This window comes from Metabacillus sp. 84, assembly GCF_050107715.1.
Taxonomy (GTDB): Bacteria; Bacillota; Bacilli; order Bacillales; family Bacillaceae; genus Metabacillus_B.
Genome location: NZ_JBNILN010000001.1, coordinates 128,822 through 147,808, shown reverse-complemented (window position 1 = coordinate 147,808; position 18,987 = coordinate 128,822). Strand labels below are relative to the sequence as shown.

Sequence of the window (18,987 nt, the reverse complement as noted above, 5' to 3'; positions counted from 1 at the left end):
ATCATTAGTATTATTTACAATGCTTTTGCTTGTATGTTCTTCCATGCGTCCATCAGTTCAGCATCGTCCCAGTCGAACAAATAGTCTGCAGCAGACGGGGTATGGTGCAGTACTTCGTTTTCGAATTGTTCGCGGTCCAGTTCACTTAGAAAATAGCGTTTAATTGCTAATCCAGGCATGATCTCACCTCTTTTATTCCAATACTTGCATTATGCCATTTTAGAGCTCTGTTTATACCTCCAGCGGCAATAGTTAATAGATTACCTCAATTTCCAGGGTAATTCAACCCGTTTTGTTTAAAAATTACATGGGATATTATATGCAGACAGAAGCAATATGATTTGTTTTTAATTTTTCCAGTTATCTGGCGGGCTGGGGTATAATAACAGAATGAAGGATTAACAGGGGATAGGGTCCGGATGATGAGGCTGTTATGTAAAGATCTTGATTGATTGCATTCCGGATCATTTTTTTCAGCTGGAACCCATTCGGATAGATGCGGATTACAGTCCCGATTTGATCCAAAAACGGATTTTCGTATATGAAGTAACCGTTACTAAAGATGTGATGGCTGCAGAAGTTCTCAGCAAAATGATGAGGGAAGCATTTCTTGGAGATGTGCAGGAAGATCACCGCACAGGAGCGCTGATGAGGCTCGTTCCAGCTTAAAACGGAAGAGGAATTCATCACTTTGGCTGAAAGCAAGAGGAGTAAGGATAAACTGGCACTGTTGGAAACAGGATGGAGATTTGCTAAAGGAGCAGCTGGCAGATCTTTGGACCTTTTTGCAGAAATGATTGACTTGCATGCCTTTAGCCTTGATAGAAGTTCTTCCGATGGAACGGATGGCGGAGGAGATTAGCAGGTTCTCAAGAGGCGGATATTAAACATCCCGTTTCCTTGTTTTGTATGGTTTCCCCCTCCCGGACAAGGCAGCCGCTTCTCCCTTAAGTTGAGATAAAACGGCGGCTCTTGAAGGCTCATTATGTTCCCGGGATCTGTCACATAGCTAAGGAAGCTAGGCAGCCCGGCGTGTCATGCTTCCGGATCCCTTTTTTACTTGTTTGTATATACGCGGTGCAATGGCTCCGGCAAATACAGTGAAAACAATATCCTTTACAGCAAACCAGGCCATGATTTGCCAGGCAGCCAAGTAGGAAAGCTTCGTGCTAAGCACATAATTTAATACGGCATACATGTAAGTCGTGCCGAAAAGATAAATGATAAGGATTCCTGCGAAAGATGCAGCGATAAAAGCAGGAGGTTTAGGGTCTTTATTCCATTCAATGATTTTCCCTGCAGCATAAGCAGCGATTATGTAGGAGAGAATAAATCCGCCGGTTTGTCCTAAAATAACTCCGAACCCGGAAGAAAAACCGGCGAATACAGGGGCCCCTGCAGCACCGATCAGCGCGTAGACAATCATTGAAAATGCGGCTAGCCGGCTACCCAGCAGGAGCCCGGCTAGCACGCAGAAAAATGGAGCCATTGATAATGGTACGTTTGCCACCTGAAGAAAAGGAAGCCAGGAGGTCAGGTTGGCTCCTACTGCCATCAATGCAGCAAACATCCCCGCTAAAACGATATCAATTGTTCTAAATTTTTTGCCCATACCATAATCCCCTTTACACTAGTAGACTTTTGTATATAGACTAATAGATGAAAAACGCATTGTCAACTTAAATTAAACAAAGGTTAACATAAAGGATGGTGAGCAGATTGTATTTTGGAAAACCCAGAGCCCATACTGATTCAGAGAGGGTTCCTCCCAATCAGCACGTGACGAAGAAATTTCCCGTTCTGCATGCAGGCAGTGTACCGGAATACCCTGATTTAAACCGCTGGAACCTTCAAGTTTATGGGCTGGTGGATCAGCCGCTCCTCTTAAGCTTTTCTGACCTGATGAACTATCCGCAAACGACTTTAGGAAATGACATACACTGTGTAACGGGCTGGACAAGACTCGATAATGAGTGGTCCGGCATAAAGACTAAAATCATCGCAGAGGCAGCGGGAGTGAATGAGAGAGCAAGGTTTGTCATGCTTCATGCTGAAGAAGGCTGGACGGCTAACGTTGCAATTGAGGATTTTTTACAGGATATGAGTCTGCTTGCCCATTCTCATGACGGTCAAGCGTTAACACCCGAGCATGGCTATCCGCTGCGGGCTGTATTTCCTCATCTTTATTTTTGGAAAAGTGCTAAATGGCTGAGAGGGATCCAATTTACAGAGCATAATCACCCTGGATTTTGGGAGAAAAACGGCTACCATATGAATGGGAATCCATGGGAGGAAGAGCGTTTTTCATGGGACTAAAGAAGTAAATGTTGAATTGGAAAAAAATAATACTTGAAATTTTAAAAAGCTTTCATTTAGGGGGCGCTAAACCTTACATAGACTGGTATAATAATTATGCTGGCATACTGTCAGTTATTCAAATCCGTGAAGATTTAATGGAGTGTAAACCAACATGTATTTTACGTTATTGGCAATCATTGCGATCATTCCTTTCGTATTAGGTGTTCTGATTCTTTTTCACAACCGCACTCCTCTTTTTTATATCGCGGCCAGCTTTTTAGTGCTTCTGGCCTTTTGGCAATTCGATATATCAATTTTGTATGGGGTAGAATTATTTACACATGATCAGGCAATACAATCCTTTACCTTATTCCGTTTCGGCCTGATTTTTAATTTCCCGATGGTCTGCTATCTCATGTATATTCTTCTTACGCGCTACAGCAAAAGCAGTGTTTTTTCAAGGAAGCTTATTAAATGGGTGCTGAGGCTTTTATGTGTAAGTTCTTTTTCATTAAGTGCAGTTGTTTATGCAATCAGCAACACTCCTTTAGGAATAAAAGGCCTGGAAACTTACAGTCAGGGAAAGCAATTTCCTGTACATTATTATCCAATATTCGGAGAGTATCAGTGGCTGTTTGTTCTTAACAGCTCTTTAACGCTTATTACCGCCTTCTTATTAATCATCTATTCTATGTTTTTCGTTGTGAAGGAACAGCGTTTATTCAGTATGTATTTAAGTCTGACGATCTTTATCGTGATCAGCATTGGGCTGCTCAGCGGATACAAGGTACTTCCGCTTTTTGTGTCGGGATTTTCTTCTGTGCTGCTTACCCTGCTCATTTTTATTGCTCTTATTCAAAATTTAAACAGGGGATTAAAAGAACAGAAAAACCTGCTTCATACAATCATGAATTTAAACCCGAGTTACATTTATGTGAAGAATGCAGATCATCAATTTGTTATAGCAAATGATGCAATGGCGGACCTTTACAGTTTAAATGTATCGGAAATTTTGAATAAAACGGATCTTGAACTGAACCCGAGAAGTGTTCAGGCGGTAAAAATAGAGATGGAAGAGAAGAAGGTTCTTCTTGGCATAAAACAAAAATATGAAAAGCTTGAGAAGGTTATCGATTTAAATGGGCAAACCAGGTGGGTTGAAGTGCTGAAGATTCCGGTTACCCTAGAAGGAAAGCAGTTGCTGTTGTGTATCGGAAATGATGTCAGCCAGCGGAAACGGGATGAAGAATACATCCTTAAAACGGAGAAGATGAGCGTAGTAGGGGAGCTTGCAGCAGGTGTAGCCCATGAAATTAGAAATCCTCTTACTTCGTTAAAGGGCTTCGTACAATTTTTAGGCGAGGATGAAAACCTTAAGCATAAAAATCATTTGCGGGTCATGGCAGAGGAAATCGACCGTATCAATGAAGTCATTGATGAGCTATTGCTGATTGCCAAGCCTCAGGGAAAATCCTTTAAGAAAGAAAAAGCAAAGGAGATTATAGAGGATGTCCTCCTGTTACTGGAGGAAACGGCAAAAGCCGCGTATGTTCAGTTTTCCCTGCATGCGGATCCGGAACTTTACATCCTGTGCAACAAAAATCACTTAAAGCAAGTATTCCTTAACTTGGTGAAAAACTCAATCGAAGCGATGGAATTCGGGGGGACAATGACGATTCATTGCGCGATGGCAGCCGATGGATACGCCCAGTTCATACTAAAGGATGAAGGCAGCGGAATTGAACCGGAACGGATTGAAAAGCTGGGAGAACCTTTTTTCACGACAAAAGAAAAGGGAACAGGACTTGGTTTAACGGTATGCTACAAAATTGTCAAGGAAGAGCACAGAGGCACAATTCAATTTCAAAGTGAACTGGGGAAAGGGACAACAGTCACTATCCAGCTGCCTCTGGATCCAATAGAAGAAGCTAAAAAAAGATTTATCTAACACCGGGCAGAGAGGAAAAACCCCCGGATGGCTATAGCTATCCGGGGGTTTTTGCATTCTGTGGGAACGCATGAATCAAAGCGTAAAGCGTGTTCATTTCTTTGAAACGCGCGCCTCCAGTTCAATTGCAACATTGCCTTGCACAGCCCTGGAGATCATGCACGACTGCTCTGCTTTTTCCGTGAGCCTGCGTGCCATTTCCAGCTGTTTATAATCCGCTGCATCTGCTAAAATCAGCATAGGTTTATGGATCATTTTTTTATACGTAATGACACCTTTTTCAACCTCTACGATTCCTTCAGATTCCATTGAGAGGCTATCGACTTTAATAGCGCTTCTTTCAAGCATCGCTGCCAGAGTTATGATATAACAGGTTGCTGCAGCTCCTAAAAGCATCTCATCAGGATTTGTCCCCACACCCGGGCCGTCCATTTCAGGGGGGATGGAGATTTTCGTGTGTAAATTGCCGGCTTTGATCTCACCTACACTGTTCCGGCCGCCCGGCCAGTCTGCTTGAAGCAAAAAGCGGTGTTCTGCCATTGGAACCACCTCCGCATGCTAGTTTATCTCATTTAGCCCCTATAAGAAAAGGAAGGAGCTCAAGGTGATGAGATCCTTCCTTTTTAATTGCCGGCCTATTAGATGGCAAGCTCTTTATTCAATGCAACTTCTACAGGGACGTATGCATGGCCAAGATCTCTGGCGACAGCAGCATAGGTAATTTCACCCTTAGCTGTATTCAATCCTGCTTTAAGCGCTACATTTTCAGAGATCGCCTTAAATACCCCTTTGTTTGCAATTTGCAGGGCATAAGGAACTGTTACGTTCGTAAGGGCTAAAGTGGAGGTTCTTGGAACAGCTCCAGGCATATTGGCAACAGCATAATGAACAACACCATGTTTTTCATAGGTTGGCTGGTCATGAGTTGTTATATGATCGACTGTTTCCACGATACCGCCCTGGTCAATCGCGACATCAACGATTACTGAACCTGGCTGCATGCTCTTTACCATTTCCTCTGTTACGAGTGTAGGGGCTTTTGCTCCCGGAATGAGAACAGCACAGATGAGAAGATCGGATTCCGCAACAGCATGGGCAATGTTAACAGGGTTAGACATCAGCGTTTTAATTTTAGTGCCGAAGATGTCATCAAGCTCGCGCAGACGGTCTGCGCTTAAATCGATGATGGTTACGTCCGCACCAAGGCCAACGGCCATTTTTGCTGCATTTGTACCAACGACGCCGCCGCCGATAATGGTTACTTTCCCGCGGCTTACACCAGGTACTCCGGCAAGCAGGACTCCTTTGCCGCCTTTTGGTTTTTCGAGAAATTGTGCCCCGATCTGTGCGGCCATTCTTCCGGCAACCTCGCTCATAGGCGTAAGCAGCGGAAGTGTGCGGCCGGCTGAAACCGTTTCGTACGCAATCGAAATGACTCCGGATTGTTTAAGTGCCAGTGCCAATTCCGGCTCCGCCGCCAAGTGGAGATAGGTGAACAGAATTAACCCTTCGCGGAAATAGTCATACTCAGGCTGAAGCGGTTCTTTCACTTTCATTATCATGTCTGCTTGTGCCCATACATCCGCAGCAAGCTCGACCAGCTCTGCACCTGCTTCAAGATACGCGTCATCAGTAAAGCCGCTTCCCACTCCAGCTTCCTTCTCTACTAGAACACGATGGCCGGCTGCAGCAAATTGAACCACTCCTCCTGGAGTAAGCGCAACGCGGTTTTCGTTATTTTTAATTTCTCTGGGTACACCAATGATCATGAACCCTTCCTCCTTTAATGTCAGATAATAGTTAGTATGAGTTCTTCTATTAGTATAATACCTGCCAGACTAATTTGGTTTGTCTAAAAAAGAGAAAGGGTTTACATGTCTTTGTGAGATTTCACAAAGACATTCGTTCAAGCTTCAAATCCAGATAAATAGTCATCTTTTCATTGGGATTGCGCAAATCAATTTCAGCGATTTGTCCAATGCGTTTCAGCCGGTAGCCCAGCGTATTGACATGAACATTCAGCTGCTTTGCCGCGGTATGCACATTGCTGTCGGCTTCGAGATAAGCCTCAAGTGTTTGGATCAAGTTCGTTTTATGATCCGAATCATATTCCTTCAGCTTTTTCAGAGAATAATTTTCAAATCCCTCCTGCTTTCTTTTCTCAAATAAAATGTCTATATATTGATAAATGCCAAGCTCTGAAAAACTGGTGAGCGACATGGTTTCCTGTCGAAAGCGGTGCTTGATTTTTGAAACAGCCAGGGCTTCACGGTAGCTTTTCTCAATTTTCACCGTGTCATGGTAAACACCGCCTATGCTGGCTTCGGCATGACGAAGACCAAACCGTTCGTCCAGCTGTTTCACTGTGGAAAAGCAAAATTCCTTCAGCTCGGTCAGTGCCTGTTCCCCCCTCGGCTCTGCAAGAACGATGAGCTGATTGTAGTCGGATGTTGAGAGGAGAACATGAACCTGCTGGGTCGTCTTTAGCAAATAATCGATTTGCTTTTCTGCATTCTGGGAAATCTCCTCCGGAAACGTGAACAGAATCACAGAAAAGGCTTGGGGATACTTTACATGAAGCAGACCGAAGCCTTGCTGAATTTCTTTTTCAGACTGAATATTGCCTGTGAGCAGCCTCCAGAACATTTCCTGGCTTCGCTCCTGTTTCTTAGTTTTAGTGGCATGAAGATTCAGCAGCTTATTCCTGATCGCTTCTGCCGCTTCTTTCAAAAGACCAAGCTCAGCAGAGGTGAGTTTTTTTTCAATTTCGAGAGCCCATACAAACCCAAGCACTTCATCATTTTTCCAGATTGATATCGCAGCCCGGCTCCCAAGGCCCACCTCATCAATTTTATTGACTCGAATCGGCTCCTTAGTAGCCATCAGCTTCGGGATGGTCCCATCCTTCCATAGGCTATTGATCACCCGTTCAGGCACCCGCCGACCGATAATCGTTGAAATCCTTGCAGGATCTGTACACTCATCGTGGGTACTGTATGCGAGCAGCCGGTGATTCACATCTTCAATCGTTATCGGCAAGGATAAAACTTCGCTGATTTTATCGGCAATATCTTCAAGCCGGTCAAAATGATATATAAAAGGATGATCATATCGCTCTGCCATTTTTTTCACTCCCGAACGAGTTGTTAGCTAAAGTATGCGTAATCTGTTTGTAAAAATCAACAAAAAGAAGGGGGGGCTGCAGTCCATGTCGAGTGCCGGGCTCTTAAAAAGCGGCAAATCACACAATTCCACATAATTTTCCAGACATGAACAGCAAATCCTATAGGAGCAGGATCACTATAGAGAGGAAGTGTAAAGCGATGAAAAACATGTGGCTTCTAATCGGATTGGTGCTGGCGCTTTGCCTGCCGGGCTTTGTTTCAGCTGCACAGGGAGGAGAAGAAGGCCTCAGGCAGCACGAACGTTTTAAAAGTCAGAAACAGCAGGAGCTGATGGGTCTTGTGAGAACATATACACCCGAAAAGGTGCGGGAATGGGAAGCGGCACTGAAAGAAAGGGACCGGATCAAACAAAAGCTTCATAAAGATTATAAAAAGGATCGCATGGAGCTGCTGGAGTTAAAAAAAAGCTGGAAGGAACAGAATTTATCAGACGCAGAGATCCGCAGGAATCTGCAGGCATGGAGGAAGAGCAAGCAAGAAATTGGCGGACATCACCGTGACCGGAAAAAGGCTGCACAGGAGTTAAAACATGCCATTGAGCGCCGGGATGAAGGGGAAATAAAACAGTCACTGAATGACATGCTGAAAAGGATACAGCGCCGTAATACAGAGCTTGAAAAAAGGTGAATGAATGACTCACGGCTAACCTGCGCTTGAAGCGGCAGACTTCAAAAATTCGTTTGATTTCCCATACTTCTATCATCATTCTGCGTCATTTATCCGCTAGCATGGAATATGAAGTATTCAACTTAAGTATGGAAAGGGAGCTGAATCAGATGAAAAAATGGATTGCAGCGGGAACAGCTATGATGCTGGCCATCCCGGCGATGGCTTTTGCATCAGAAAGCAGTGAAATGCCAAAACAGGAATTTTCAAATGAAGAATCAGCCGGTAAAAAGGATAGGCAGCAGCTGAAAAAGAGAGCGGACGAAATTGTGAAAGAGTATGCTCCGGAAAAGCAAGAGGAGTTCAAGGAAGCTGCTGAAGAAAACAAAAGATTGACCAAACAGCTTAGAAGCGGTCAGGAAGAGCAGCTAAACAGGAAAGAGCGGTTGCAGGCTAAAGTAAAGGATTGGAAAACACAAGGGCTATCAGACCAAGAAATAAAAGAAAAGGTAAGTGCTTTTAAAGAAAAAAGAAAGGCGAATCGGAGCAGCCGTAAGGAATCTGCAGAAGATTTACGTACGGCAATAAAGAACAAGGATGAAGCTTTAATTAAAAAGCTTTTGGATGAAAAGTTAAAAAGCATGCAGGATCGTAATGAAAAACTGGAAAAGCGTTTAGCTGAAAAGGTAAAATAATCATATGGGATGAAAAGGGGCGTGCCTGCGCTCCTTTTCTAATGGGATAGAATACAAGGCAGACGATGACACATAGGTTTTTTCCAGTACATGCATGGGTGCCGGAGAGTCTTATGGAAGAAAAGCGGGGCAGAATCTGCAGCCCGGATGTCAAGCTTACGGAGGAATGAATATGTCTTATACCGTTTATTTAGTAGAGGATGAACATCACTTGAATACGGTTTTAACCACCTATTTAAAGCAGGAGAATTGGGAAGTTAAAAGCTTTTTAAATGGATCGGATGCGATTCATAGCATTCATGAGCAGCCTCATTTGTGGATTCTCGATATTATGCTGCCTGATATAGACGGGTATGATGTCATAAAAGAGATAAAAAAGGTTAATGAAGAAACACCTGTTATTTTCATCAGTGCCCGTGATGAGGACTTAGACCGGATTATTGGACTGGAGCTTGGTGGAGATGATTACTTATCAAAACCTTTTCTTCCAAAGGAACTGATCATCAGGGCAAAAAAAATTATGAAGCGGACTTATGAGAGGCAGGAAGAGCCAAGCTTAATCTATGGCCCCTACGTAATTAAGGAAAGAGAACGTACCATTTCAGAGAATGGGGAAGTGATCCAGCTTACTTCCAAGGAGTTTGACTTGTTTGTATACCTTGTGAAGCATGTAGGCAGCGCTTTAAGCAGAGAACAGATTTTAACATATGTGTGGGGGGATGATTATTTTGGTTCCGACCGTGTGGTGGATGACCTTGTCCGCCGGGTCCGAAAAAAATGTCCAAAGCTTCACGTTGAAACGATTTACGGGTTCGGGTACCGGACGGTAAAATACCTTGAGAAATAAACCGCTGTTTGTTCAGATTGCGGTACTTTTTACAGGATTGATTGTTGTTATGGCCATTGTCTTTTTCCTCGTGATTCCCTCAACCCTGAAGACCTTCTTCACAAATGAGCTGTTTCGCACAATTGAAGAAGCTCAGGAGAGGCTGACTCCGGGGTTTAGCGATTCAGTGCCCTCAGATTCAACTGCCGGCCAGCAGATGAGACTTGTTAAGAATCTCTACATATATGAAAACGGGGATTACGTCGGACCAAAATTTCAGCCGAAATCCATTGAGCTGTTCCTGTTTCAGGCAGAAAAACAAAAAGAAAACAGCCAGCGCTACAATGTTTCCGTTGGAAATAATGAAATTCTCTATGTCATTAAAAAAGGGTTTGATCCAAAAGGGAACGAGGTTGTACTCGTTTCTTATCTATGGGACACCTACCGGAATGAACTAATACAAACGTTATTAACCAGAATCTTTTTTATCTTTGCGCTAATTATTGTCGGAGGGATCGTTCTGGCTTTGATTTTTTCAAAGTGGCTGGTGAAGCCGCTGGATTTAATTACAGCACATGTAAACAAGATTTCTAAACGGAACCTGAACGAGTCGCTCCTCCTTGACCGCAAGGATGAAATCGGAAAGCTGGCCGCGTCCATTGACGACATGAGAAATCAGCTGAAAAAGCAGGATGAGTTTCAGCAGACAATGCTTCAAAATGTATCACACGACCTGAAAACACCGATTATGGTCATTAGAAGCTATTCAGAAGCCATGAAGGACGGAATTCATCCAACCGGTTCACCGGAAGGAACGGCAGATATTATCGAAAAAGAAGCACTTCTGCTGGAGAAAAAAATAAAGGATCTGCTGTATTTAACTAAGCTTGATTATCTCTCCCAGCTAAAGCTTGAGAACACACCGGTACAAGTGAATGAAACAGCTGAGGATGTTATCGTGAGGCTCAGTGCATCCAATCCTGCCATTCACATCCATTCGGATCTGGATCCTGTGTCGATCAGGGGAAATGAAGAGCAGATCAGGGTGCTTCTTGAAAATCTGCTTGAGAATGCGCTGAAATACGCGGAGACGAAAGTGGAGCTGTCCATCAAAGAAGCGCAGGATTCCATAACAATCCGCTGCTATAATGATGGAAAACCAATGAACGATCAATTGCTCGCCAACCTTTTTCAGCCATTTGTTAAAGGAGAAAAAGGGAATTTTGGCCTCGGTCTTGCGATTATTAAGAGAATAGCTACCCTCCATCATGCTAGAATTACAGTTGATAACGGCGAGCATGGCGTAGCTTTTAAGGTTGAATTTCCTGTTTAATGAGCCAGCTCGATGATGAAGTGATAATGTAAAGGGTTCATCTGGCTGCCCCCGTATTGGAAATCGGAGCTCTCACATACAGCCTGTTTAATACAAGGCCGCGAAGAAGCATAAGGTTGATGTTTCAACATCAGCTGATTGAAGCGGAAGCTGTGAGACTCATGCGGACAGGTTTCAGGCGAACGCAAAGCGCTGAGGAGGCACACCGCCCGCCCCTGGATAAGAGAACGGCTGAAAAAGAAATCAGCAGCCGGGTGAATAGAGATAAAAAGAATAAGAGGGTGCTCTGTTGAGACACTCTCTTAATTTTTTCATAGGGGAAGGATGTGACGCTGTCATGTCCTTCTCCTTCCTTAACCTTATTAAAATGCGGCAGGGCATCTGTATGGACAACACTCAATCCTTGTCATAGATTATAACATTTCATTTGATATTGCCTTCCCAATATGATAATTTGGAAAAAAATTTAGGGTAAGGAGGGTTCATAGATGAGGAAGGTTATGCTCACTGAAATCTTTGACCATCCCATTGCTCAAAAATATTTGCAGCGCTCCGGCATGGCTCACGCGGTCTCAGCTGCTTTTCATGCTTGCAGATTGGCATTTAAAAAAGGCGTCAATCCAGACCTTGCCGCAAAAGCCGCATTGCTCCATGATATTGGGCATTATGAATGGTATACCGATGGAGAATGGGATTTTGAACAGTATAAAAAAAATGATATTCATGCAATTAAAGGTGCAGAGCGTGCTCATAAGCTTTTGATCCGGCTTGGCGAAGACAGGGAGGCAGCAAAAGAAATTGCTTTGGCCATTCTGTTTCATACCGATTCCTATCTGCCTGAGGGTACATTTATCCAAAATCCGCTTCAGCATGTTGTAAAGGCAGCGGATGAAATGGATGAGGAACCGAATGGAAAGCATCATTACCGGACCATCTCTGTTCAAACAGCGAGAAAGAAACTGGCAGAACTGGATGATCATATCGATAAAAGGAACCGTCCCTTTAAACGAACCGTCTAAGCGCGAGTGGAATAATGGTGCTATCCCCGCTGAACAGCTCATACGTTAAAAGTGTGAAAACTGTATAAGGGAGATGACCAAACGATGCAAAATCAGGCTCCTCAGATGATTACCATCATTGATCCATACGTTTACCAGACGCTGCAGACCGTCATTGGGAAAGATTTGGTGATTCAGACAGTTCGGGACACAACAAGAGGAAAACTCACAGATGTCAAACCAGATCACATTGTGCTGAAGACAAATGGGGATTCCATATTTTTTATACGCATTCAGCAAATTGTATCGATCATGCCTGATGACGATTGATTAACCTGCAAAAGCCGGTCCGTAAAGACGCCGGCTTTTTTTAATGGCTAATGGCAGAATCCTGTTACAAAATTATACATGTGAGAGGAAGCTTAAATGAGGGTATAAGGATAAGTATGCGCCGGGCCGCTAATTAGCTTTCCGGGCATGTAAAGGAAAATGACAGTTTGAATCACTTGGAGGTGACTCCTGATCCGGACCGGATAAGGGAATTTTTTATTTAGTTAAATTAGTTTTTGTGGCCATACTTATCGCATTAACCGCATTCTTTGTAACGTCTGAGTTTGCGATTGTAAAAATTAGAAGCTCCAGACTTGATCAGCTGATGGCAGAAGGAAGCCGCAATGCTTTGGCGGCGAAAAAAGTAACCACCAATCTGGATGAGTATTTGTCAGCCTGTCAGCTTGGAATAACCGTGACGGCATTGGGGCTCGGGTGGCTTGGGGAGCCAACGGTTGCGGATCTGCTGCAGCTTTGTTTGAAAAGCTGCCATTCAGTGAATCTCTTGCTCATGTCGCGGCAGTAGCCGTTGCATTTGCTGTGATTACATTTTTGCATGTAGTCGTGGGAGAGCTTGCACCAAAGACTGTTGCCATTCAAAAAACTGAGACAGTGGCGCTTGCCTTTGCAAGGCCTCTTATTTTATTCTACCGGATTGCCTTTCCATTTATCTGGGCACTCAATTCCTCAGCGAGATTCGTAACCGGCTTATTTGGCATAAAACCCGCTTCTGAGCATGAGCTTGCCCATTCTGAGGAAGAACTCAGGATCATTTTGTCTGAAAGCTATGAGAGCGGAGAAATCAACCAGTCTGAATACAAATATGTGAATCGGATTTTTGAATTTGATGATCGGATCGCGAAGGAAATCATGGTTCCGCGGACAGAGATTGCCGTTTTAAATGCCGATGAGCCGTTTCAGGAAAGTCTTGAAATGATGAGTAATGAAAAATATACCCGCTACCCTGTTGTGAATGGGGATAAGGATAATATTGCCGGGATGGTAAACAGCAAAGAGGTCTTTACGGATTTGTTTTCGAAAAGTGCCGCTGGACAAAAAGACACGTCTTTAACGGAGTACATCAGACCGGTTATTCAGGTTATTGAAACCACGCCAATCCGGGACCTTCTGATCAAAATGCAAAAAGAGCGGGTTCACCTGGCTGTACTCGTTGATGAGTATGGTGGAACCGCAGGTCTTGTTACGGTAGAAGATATTATAGAAGAGATTGTTGGTGAAATCCGGGACGAATTTGACCAGGATGAAATCCCTGAGATTCAGAGAAAGTCAGAACACCACTTTATTTTTAACGGCAAGGTGCTTCTTCATCAGCTAAACAGTCTGCTTTATCTGCAGATTGAGGAAGAAGATATTGATACTGTCGGCGGCTGGATGCTTTCTCAAAATATGGACATTGGGGAAGGAGATACACTTTTTTACGAGGACTATGAATTTACGGTCCGTGAAATGGATGGCCATTTAATCCGTTCAGTTGAGGTGCTTAAAATTCATTCAAAGCTGAAAAAAGCAGAAGCTGAAAACAGCTAAAAGGCGCGCAGGGATAAGCCTGAGCGCTATATTTTTGATAATAAGATTGACATTGCTTATAGGGAATAGTAGGTTTTAGATAAAAGAATAAACTGTTTTTAGGAGGCAGGTACGGTTGCTGAAGTCTAAAGTCCATTTCTGGACACTCGAGATTTTACTCATCCTTTTAATTATCTACGTATGTACAAAGGTTTCATTCCTGTTCGCACCGATTGTGTCATTTACAACGACACTTTTCTTTCCGATGCTCATAGCAGGTGTGCTCTTTTTCATCTTCAGCCCGATTGTGCGGTTTTTAGAAAGAAACAGGGTGCCGCGAACGCTTGCGATCTTGATTATCTATTTGATTTTCATCGGTTTGATTGTTATGCTTGGCGCTTTTGCTGGACCGCTGCTCTCAAAGCAGATTACAGACCTGATCAACAATATTCCTAATTATATAACAGAGCTTACACAGTTTATTCAAAATCTTTCCCAGTCGAGCTGGTTTACCTGGATCATGACTCAGGATTATGTATCAATAGAAAAAATCGAACAGTCTTTAACCGAATTTTCCACAAAAATACCGCAAAACCTTACTTCAAGCGCATATGCAGTTCTCGGGGTGGTAACGAATATTACACTGACGATCATTACTGTTCCGTTCATCCTGTTTTTTATGCTGAAGGATGGCCACAGGTTCCCGGTTCAGGCTGTAAGGGTCCTTCCGAATACATACCGTCATGAAGGAATTAAGATTTTCCATGACCTGTACGAGACCCTTGCTGCATATATTCAAGGCCAGCTGATTGTTTCAATCTTTGTAGGGACTGGCTGCTTTATTGGATTTTCCATTATCGGACTGGATTATGCGCTGATTCTTGGGCTCGTCGTTTCCATTTCGAATATCATTCCTTACCTCGGGCCGTTTTTAGGAGCGGCGCCGGCTGTTGTGATTGGACTTTTGGATTCACCGACAAAAGGATTACTGGCAGCCTTAGTCGTGCTGGTTGTACAGCAAATTGATGGAAACCTGCTGTCTCCGCTGATTATCGGCAAACGAATCAATACCCACCCGCTTACCATTATCCTATTGCTGATCGGGGCAGGGAGCTTCGGGGGAGTCATCGGAATGATTCTTGCTGTGCCGACGTACGCTGTTCTAAAGGCGACGACCTTAAATTTGACGAGACTCATCCGCCTTAGAATGAGGTATCAGAAAGAGAAGAAAGACCAGTCGAATAAAATTCCGAAGTGACAAAAACGAGGACTGGCTCAGGGGGAGTCAGTCCTTTTTTGGCTGAATGAATACCTTTGGATGCTTACTGTCAGATTGCTTGCTTTTTCCATAAACCTGCCCGATATTCAGCTGGCCGGGAAGTTCTTTTATTCCGAGCTGCCCTAAATTGCTGCTGAGGTCAACTTCCTTCATATCTACGTTTTCAACGTGAAGGTGCTGGATATAAATAAACGGAACCCCGTTTTTTTCAAGGGTCCCCTCATTAGAGGCAGACAACTGTTTTTTTATGAGAGAAATTTCATGTTGCACACCTGCTAAGATTTGTCCAAGCTCGGCCTGTTTTTTTCTGATTGCCTGTGAGTCCAATTGGGAGGGAAGGGCTTCAGGGCGGTTTTCCTGCCGGGTGAGCAAGTTCTGAATCCGCTGAACCGATTGATCGAGACTTGAGAGCCTCTGCTGAATCCTAATTTCTTCGTCCTTTTGCTTCTTTTTCCTGAATATCATGGACTGATCCCACACATGTTGTAAGAGTTACTTCAGTATATGGACTCAAGGCCCGTCAGTATGCCCTTCGGCAAAATTTATTGAAACAGCGTCCTCCTCTTCGGCTCTTTTAAACGTAAGCTCAAGAATACCGTTCCAGTACTTGCTCTGAACGGTTTCCTTTTCTACAGAAAAAGGCAGGGTGATGACCCGCTCGATTTCCCCGTACTGCCTTTCGCAGGCTACCCTGTATTGAAAGGAATAAGGAGCCTGGAGAGCTCCTTTAAAAAGGATTTTTGAACGTGCTGAATCGAGGGTGACAGAAAAATCCTCTTTCTTAAACCCTGGTATTTCAATAAGGACAGCCACTATATTTTCATGAGCGTACACATCACATTTTGGATAAGTGTCAGAAGGTTCCTGGCCAGCCGCTCTGCCGTTCCCTTGACTTGTTCCCCCATCTTCAAAAAGAGACTTCCAAAAATCATTCTTCTGACATTTATCTGTTAACTCCAGCCACTTTTGAATTTTTTCCTTATCCACTTATCTCCCTCCTCTTTATATCTGAGTCGTTACCGGAAGAGATGGATTGGCAATCTGATCCTGGTCACTGACATCGGGGTCTGCGTTTCCATTTGCCATTTGAGAGAAGTTTGGAGAAAGATCACCGAGTGAAAAACTGGCTCCGACTGATTTAGTGTTGGCAGTATGGCTGTTTTGCGATACGTTGCCAAAATCAATATTTCCGTTTTGTGTAACTCCATTCACTTTAATATTAAATATATTTATCTGATAAGGCATGAGAACCCTCCTTAAGATTGGCTGGCGATAAATTCATCCAGGTTGGCAATGTTTGACTGGTCATTTTGGTCCGGATCAATATAAATGTTCTCCATGAGGGAGTCAGATGGTGAAAAATCGCCGTAAGATGAATTGGCCCCTGTTGATTTAGTGCTTGAGGTTGGACTGTTGATCACCGTCTCTCCAATATTTAGAGAACCGTTGCAGGAAATGCTGTGTACTTTAAGATGAAACAGATTAATGGTTGTTGGCACACTCTCACCTTCCTCCATTCGCTTTTACAGTGTATGCCCGGCAAAGCCCATTTGTTCTGGAGCACCGAATTCAGGAAAAGGGCATAGGCTAAATAAGCAGAGCTAAATGGCAAAACATAAGCGACTCTGAAAAAATTAGGAAATGATGATGAAAGAGGTGAGGAATATGCCAGCCTTTGTAGGTCCGATGGAAGTGGAGAGTGTTTCGGGTGTCTTCAAGGTGGGGGACACTTTTACCATTTCTCCTAAAAGTGTTCAAAAATTTGCTGTAGGATCAGGAGCGCTTTCAAATGGAGATGGGAATCATCTGGTGAACAGCAGGAGCTGGACCAATGATTTTGACTCAGATGTAATAGACCAGGCTGATTCTCTTAACGCTTAGGGAATATACTTTTCAACTATGTTAAAATTCTGTGAAAACATTGATTCGCCCTCTGACATTTTGTACGATTTAGTCAGAGAGGTGATTCTTATGAATAGGAAAGCATGCATTGCCATGCACGCGGGCGTTCCGCTGGATCAAGTAGAGGAAGTGCTCCATTCCAAAAGAAAGTCTCCTGAAACAAATGTCACAACGCTGAAGATTCTTCAGGCTGCGGACACGTTTAAGCCGATTTCATCTGAATAAACCCGGAATTAACGATTACAGCAGTCTATTTAAGAAAGGAATAGGAAATGAAAATTAGAAGGGCTCACTTGCCGAATACCGATAAAATATATATCTACGAAAACAAGAAGGAAGAATATCACTTAATCGCCGTACCGGACCAGCACTGGTCATGCCTCATAAAATATGAGGAGGGATCAGTGGCCGCTAGAGAGAAACTCGTTCAATCGCTTGAGCAAAGGCTGAATAAAGAAGAAGCCGGACTGCTCGCAGATAAAATCGGACAATGGATTACAGAAATGTAAAAAGGCGCTCATGTGGCGCCTATTTTAATTGCGGTAATCGAGGAAGCTAAGAACTTCATCCATCATGTGCTGACGCGGATAGAATCTGTACAAGTTTGAACGCAAACGGACGGGGTCGCCAAAGAAAAACCGCTCATACTGGGTCTGACGGCCTCCGAATGAACTCATCGTGGTATCCCAGGCTAGACGGAACAAAGCGGTTTTCATTTTCCCGTCGATTGCTGCTCCCTGAAGAAAATGATCGGCTTTTTCAGCAATTTCTGATTCGAAATCTTCCTCGGAAGGGATCGTCAAATATCCTCCTGCACCAATAAGCTGAAGAATCTCAATGTACGCAGGATAGAGCTTGGAGTTAAGACATATAGCAGCATAAAGAGGCTGCAAATTGGGACACATCGTCCCCCACTGATCCAAAGCCGCTGTATGCTCTGATTTTTGATGAAGTGCGCTGATTACTTCACACCCGATGATTAATTCCGATATTTTTTCCTGGATGTGCTGATATTCGCTGACATTCAGCGCTGAAACGAGAAGCTGGGCGAGGCCGAGCAAGTATTCAAGCTTTACAAGCTGCCGGTTTACGACTTGATGGAGAGCCTGAGAAGCAAAGCTGCTTTCATTAAATAATTTTGCGGCAAGGTCCGGACGGTGATAAAAAAACACACGATCCCAGGGTACGAGAACATCATCAAACATAATTAAGGTGTCCATTTCTTCAAACCGGGAAGATAAAGGGTAGTTAAAAGCAGAATCTCCGGGCGCAAAGGATTCCCTGCATAAAAAGGACAGCCCTTTTGTATTGCTTGGTATTGAGAAGGAGAAAGCGTGTTCTTTGGACTGCTTTCCTCCGCCTGATGGAAAGACAAGGACTTCATCCGTCATTCCGCCTTCTGTTGCCAGAAGCCTTGCTCCTTTTACGATGAGGCCTTCCGCCGTTTTCTTAATCACTCTGGCTGCTACAGGGTGATGATCTGATTCATAATAGGCCGCTGAGCGATTTGCCTGAGGATTGATAAAGCTGTGAGTGAACGAAAGGTCTTCACGGGAGGCCCGTTCATAAAGGCGGACCAAGTTTTGGGCGAAATCATCATCCTGATCTTCAAGTATCGCTGCAGAAGCCGCGAGAGCCATGACAGCTGTATTCATATAGTCAGGCGTTCGTCCCATCATTCCATGTGTTTTCTTAGCCCATTCGGTCATCATCGCTGATCGTTTTGTAAGATCTTCTTTCGTTTGCGGGCGCAAATACGACAGACCCTTCCTTTCATTCGTCTCCGGGCATTGATACGTCATCCTGTCCACCTTTTCCGGATGGTGCTGCAGGTCGTAAAGCTCTGCTTTTGTCCGTATAGCCCCTTTATAGGCAGGGTGTTCTGAAATGGGGCCTTCTATCTTACTTCCTTTGTACCATACGGCAGGATGAAGCTTATTTAACCGATCGATAAATTGTTTTCCAGAGATGACCGGCAATTTATTTCACTCCCGATAGTTGATGTTCAAACCTCAATAATTGAATCCTTTTTCACTATATGCGGGTCTAAGCGGAACGTG

Annotated in this window: 23 protein-coding genes and 1 pseudogene; 14 read left to right on the top strand and 10 right to left on the bottom strand. The window is 43.8% G+C overall.

Annotated features, from left to right (window positions below):
• Positions 1–14: 14 nt before the first annotated feature.
• Positions 15–179 (bottom strand): hypothetical protein, encoded by a 165-nt coding sequence (locus tag ACQCV8_RS00805; protein ID WP_426842641.1) that lies wholly within the window; start codon positions 177–179, stop codon positions 15–17.
• A gap of 265 nt (positions 180–444) precedes the next feature.
• Here ACQCV8_RS00805 and ACQCV8_RS00800 point away from each other — a divergent pair, with 265 nt between their 5' ends.
• Positions 445–669, top strand: a complete 225-nt coding sequence (locus ACQCV8_RS00800; protein WP_426842640.1) for a hypothetical protein — start codon at positions 445–447, stop codon at positions 667–669.
• A gap of 349 nt (positions 670–1,018) precedes the next feature.
• Here the strand turns inward: ACQCV8_RS00800 and ACQCV8_RS00795 are convergent, their stop codons facing one another.
• The gene (locus ACQCV8_RS00795) at positions 1,019–1,612 is read right to left on the bottom strand and encodes a biotin transporter BioY (protein ID WP_426842639.1); all 594 of its coding nucleotides are present in this window, start codon (positions 1,610–1,612) and stop codon (positions 1,019–1,021) included.
• Between the two features lie 107 nt (positions 1,613–1,719).
• On the opposite strand from ACQCV8_RS00795, the gene ACQCV8_RS00790 reads away from it, so the two are divergent.
• Together ACQCV8_RS00790 and ACQCV8_RS00785 are read left to right on the top strand one after the other, a co-directional pair.
• Complete coding sequence (locus ACQCV8_RS00790; RefSeq protein ID WP_426842638.1) at positions 1,720–2,316, top strand: sulfite oxidase-like oxidoreductase; 597 nt, start codon at positions 1,720–1,722, stop codon at positions 2,314–2,316.
• 154 nt (positions 2,317–2,470) lie between these two features.
• Entirely contained in the window at positions 2,471–4,246 is a 1,776-nt protein-coding gene (locus ACQCV8_RS00785; RefSeq protein ID WP_426842637.1) for an ATP-binding protein, read from the top strand.
• A 93-nt stretch (positions 4,247–4,339) separates the two neighbouring features.
• Here ACQCV8_RS00785 and ACQCV8_RS00780 read toward each other — a convergent pair whose 3' ends face one another.
• The 3 genes from ACQCV8_RS00780 to ACQCV8_RS00770 form a co-directional block, all read right to left on the bottom strand.
• Complete coding sequence (locus tag ACQCV8_RS00780) at positions 4,340–4,786, bottom strand: OsmC family protein (RefSeq protein WP_426842636.1); 447 nt, start codon at positions 4,784–4,786, stop codon at positions 4,340–4,342.
• 98 nt (positions 4,787–4,884) lie between these two features.
• Positions 4,885–6,015 (bottom strand): alanine dehydrogenase, encoded by a 1,131-nt coding sequence (gene ald, locus ACQCV8_RS00775; RefSeq protein ID WP_426842635.1) that lies wholly within the window; start codon positions 6,013–6,015, stop codon positions 4,885–4,887.
• Positions 6,016–6,136: 121 nt separating this feature from the next.
• Positions 6,137–7,369, bottom strand: a complete 1,233-nt coding sequence (locus ACQCV8_RS00770; protein WP_426842634.1) for a PucR family transcriptional regulator — start codon at positions 7,367–7,369, stop codon at positions 6,137–6,139.
• A gap of 200 nt (positions 7,370–7,569) precedes the next feature.
• Here ACQCV8_RS00770 and ACQCV8_RS00765 point away from each other — a divergent pair, with 200 nt between their 5' ends.
• From ACQCV8_RS00765 to ACQCV8_RS00730, 8 genes and pseudogenes are all read left to right on the top strand, one after another.
• On the top strand, positions 7,570–8,058 hold the full coding sequence (locus ACQCV8_RS00765) for a hypothetical protein (protein WP_426842633.1): 489 nt from the start codon (positions 7,570–7,572) through the stop codon (positions 8,056–8,058).
• Between the two features lie 149 nt (positions 8,059–8,207).
• On the top strand, positions 8,208–8,732 hold the full coding sequence (locus tag ACQCV8_RS00760; RefSeq protein WP_426842632.1) for a hypothetical protein: 525 nt from the start codon (positions 8,208–8,210) through the stop codon (positions 8,730–8,732).
• A gap of 172 nt (positions 8,733–8,904) precedes the next feature.
• Complete coding sequence (locus ACQCV8_RS00755; RefSeq protein ID WP_426842631.1) at positions 8,905–9,579, top strand: response regulator transcription factor; 675 nt, start codon at positions 8,905–8,907, stop codon at positions 9,577–9,579.
• Complete coding sequence (locus ACQCV8_RS00750) at positions 9,569–10,891, top strand: sensor histidine kinase (protein WP_426842630.1); 1,323 nt, start codon at positions 9,569–9,571, stop codon at positions 10,889–10,891. The genes ACQCV8_RS00755 and ACQCV8_RS00750 overlap by 11 nt, the downstream gene beginning before the upstream one ends.
• Positions 10,892–11,379: 488 nt before the next feature.
• Positions 11,380–11,910: an HD domain-containing protein gene (locus ACQCV8_RS00745; RefSeq protein ID WP_426842629.1), complete on the top strand. Its 531-nt coding sequence runs from the start codon at positions 11,380–11,382 to the stop codon at positions 11,908–11,910.
• 84 nt (positions 11,911–11,994) lie between these two features.
• Positions 11,995–12,219: a YuzF family protein gene (locus ACQCV8_RS00740; protein ID WP_426842628.1), complete on the top strand. Its 225-nt coding sequence runs from the start codon at positions 11,995–11,997 to the stop codon at positions 12,217–12,219.
• Positions 12,220–12,430: 211 nt separating this feature from the next.
• Positions 12,431–13,767 (top strand): annotated as a pseudogene (locus tag ACQCV8_RS00735) (hemolysin family protein).
• Positions 13,768–13,882: 115 nt separating this feature from the next.
• Positions 13,883–15,004 (top strand): AI-2E family transporter, encoded by a 1,122-nt coding sequence (locus ACQCV8_RS00730; RefSeq protein ID WP_426842627.1) that lies wholly within the window; start codon positions 13,883–13,885, stop codon positions 15,002–15,004.
• Between the two features lie 27 nt (positions 15,005–15,031).
• Here the strand turns inward: ACQCV8_RS00730 and ACQCV8_RS00725 are convergent, their stop codons facing one another.
• Genes ACQCV8_RS00725 through ACQCV8_RS00710 form a run of 4 tightly spaced genes read right to left on the bottom strand, consistent with a single transcriptional unit; the run spans position 15,032 to position 16,524 of the window.
• A complete protein-coding gene (locus ACQCV8_RS00725; protein WP_426842626.1) occupies positions 15,032–15,490 on the bottom strand; it encodes a hypothetical protein in 459 nt (152 codons plus the stop codon).
• A gap of 45 nt (positions 15,491–15,535) precedes the next feature.
• Positions 15,536–16,012 (bottom strand): Hsp20/alpha crystallin family protein, encoded by a 477-nt coding sequence (locus ACQCV8_RS00720; protein ID WP_426842625.1) that lies wholly within the window; start codon positions 16,010–16,012, stop codon positions 15,536–15,538.
• A 15-nt stretch (positions 16,013–16,027) separates the two neighbouring features.
• Positions 16,028–16,270, bottom strand: a complete 243-nt coding sequence (locus ACQCV8_RS00715) for a spore germination protein (protein WP_426842624.1) — start codon at positions 16,268–16,270, stop codon at positions 16,028–16,030.
• Between the two features lie 11 nt (positions 16,271–16,281).
• A complete protein-coding gene (locus tag ACQCV8_RS00710; RefSeq protein WP_426842623.1) occupies positions 16,282–16,524 on the bottom strand; it encodes a spore germination protein in 243 nt (80 codons plus the stop codon).
• 166 nt (positions 16,525–16,690) lie between these two features.
• Here ACQCV8_RS00710 and ACQCV8_RS00705 point away from each other — a divergent pair, with 166 nt between their 5' ends.
• The 3 genes from ACQCV8_RS00705 to ACQCV8_RS00695 all read left to right on the top strand — a co-directional run bounded on the left by ACQCV8_RS00705 (position 16,691) and on the right by ACQCV8_RS00695 (position 17,436).
• Complete coding sequence (locus ACQCV8_RS00705) at positions 16,691–16,906, top strand: spore germination protein (RefSeq protein ID WP_426842622.1); 216 nt, start codon at positions 16,691–16,693, stop codon at positions 16,904–16,906.
• A gap of 90 nt (positions 16,907–16,996) precedes the next feature.
• Positions 16,997–17,152, top strand: a complete 156-nt coding sequence (locus ACQCV8_RS00700; RefSeq protein WP_426842621.1) for a hypothetical protein — start codon at positions 16,997–16,999, stop codon at positions 17,150–17,152.
• A 68-nt stretch (positions 17,153–17,220) separates the two neighbouring features.
• Positions 17,221–17,436, top strand: a complete 216-nt coding sequence (locus tag ACQCV8_RS00695; RefSeq protein ID WP_426842620.1) for a YueH family protein — start codon at positions 17,221–17,223, stop codon at positions 17,434–17,436.
• Between the two features lie 24 nt (positions 17,437–17,460).
• Here ACQCV8_RS00695 and hpaB read toward each other — a convergent pair whose 3' ends face one another.
• The gene (hpaB, locus tag ACQCV8_RS00690) at positions 17,461–18,906 is read right to left on the bottom strand and encodes a 4-hydroxyphenylacetate 3-monooxygenase, oxygenase component (protein ID WP_426842619.1); all 1,446 of its coding nucleotides are present in this window, start codon (positions 18,904–18,906) and stop codon (positions 17,461–17,463) included.
• Between the last annotated feature and the right edge of the window lie 81 nt (positions 18,907–18,987).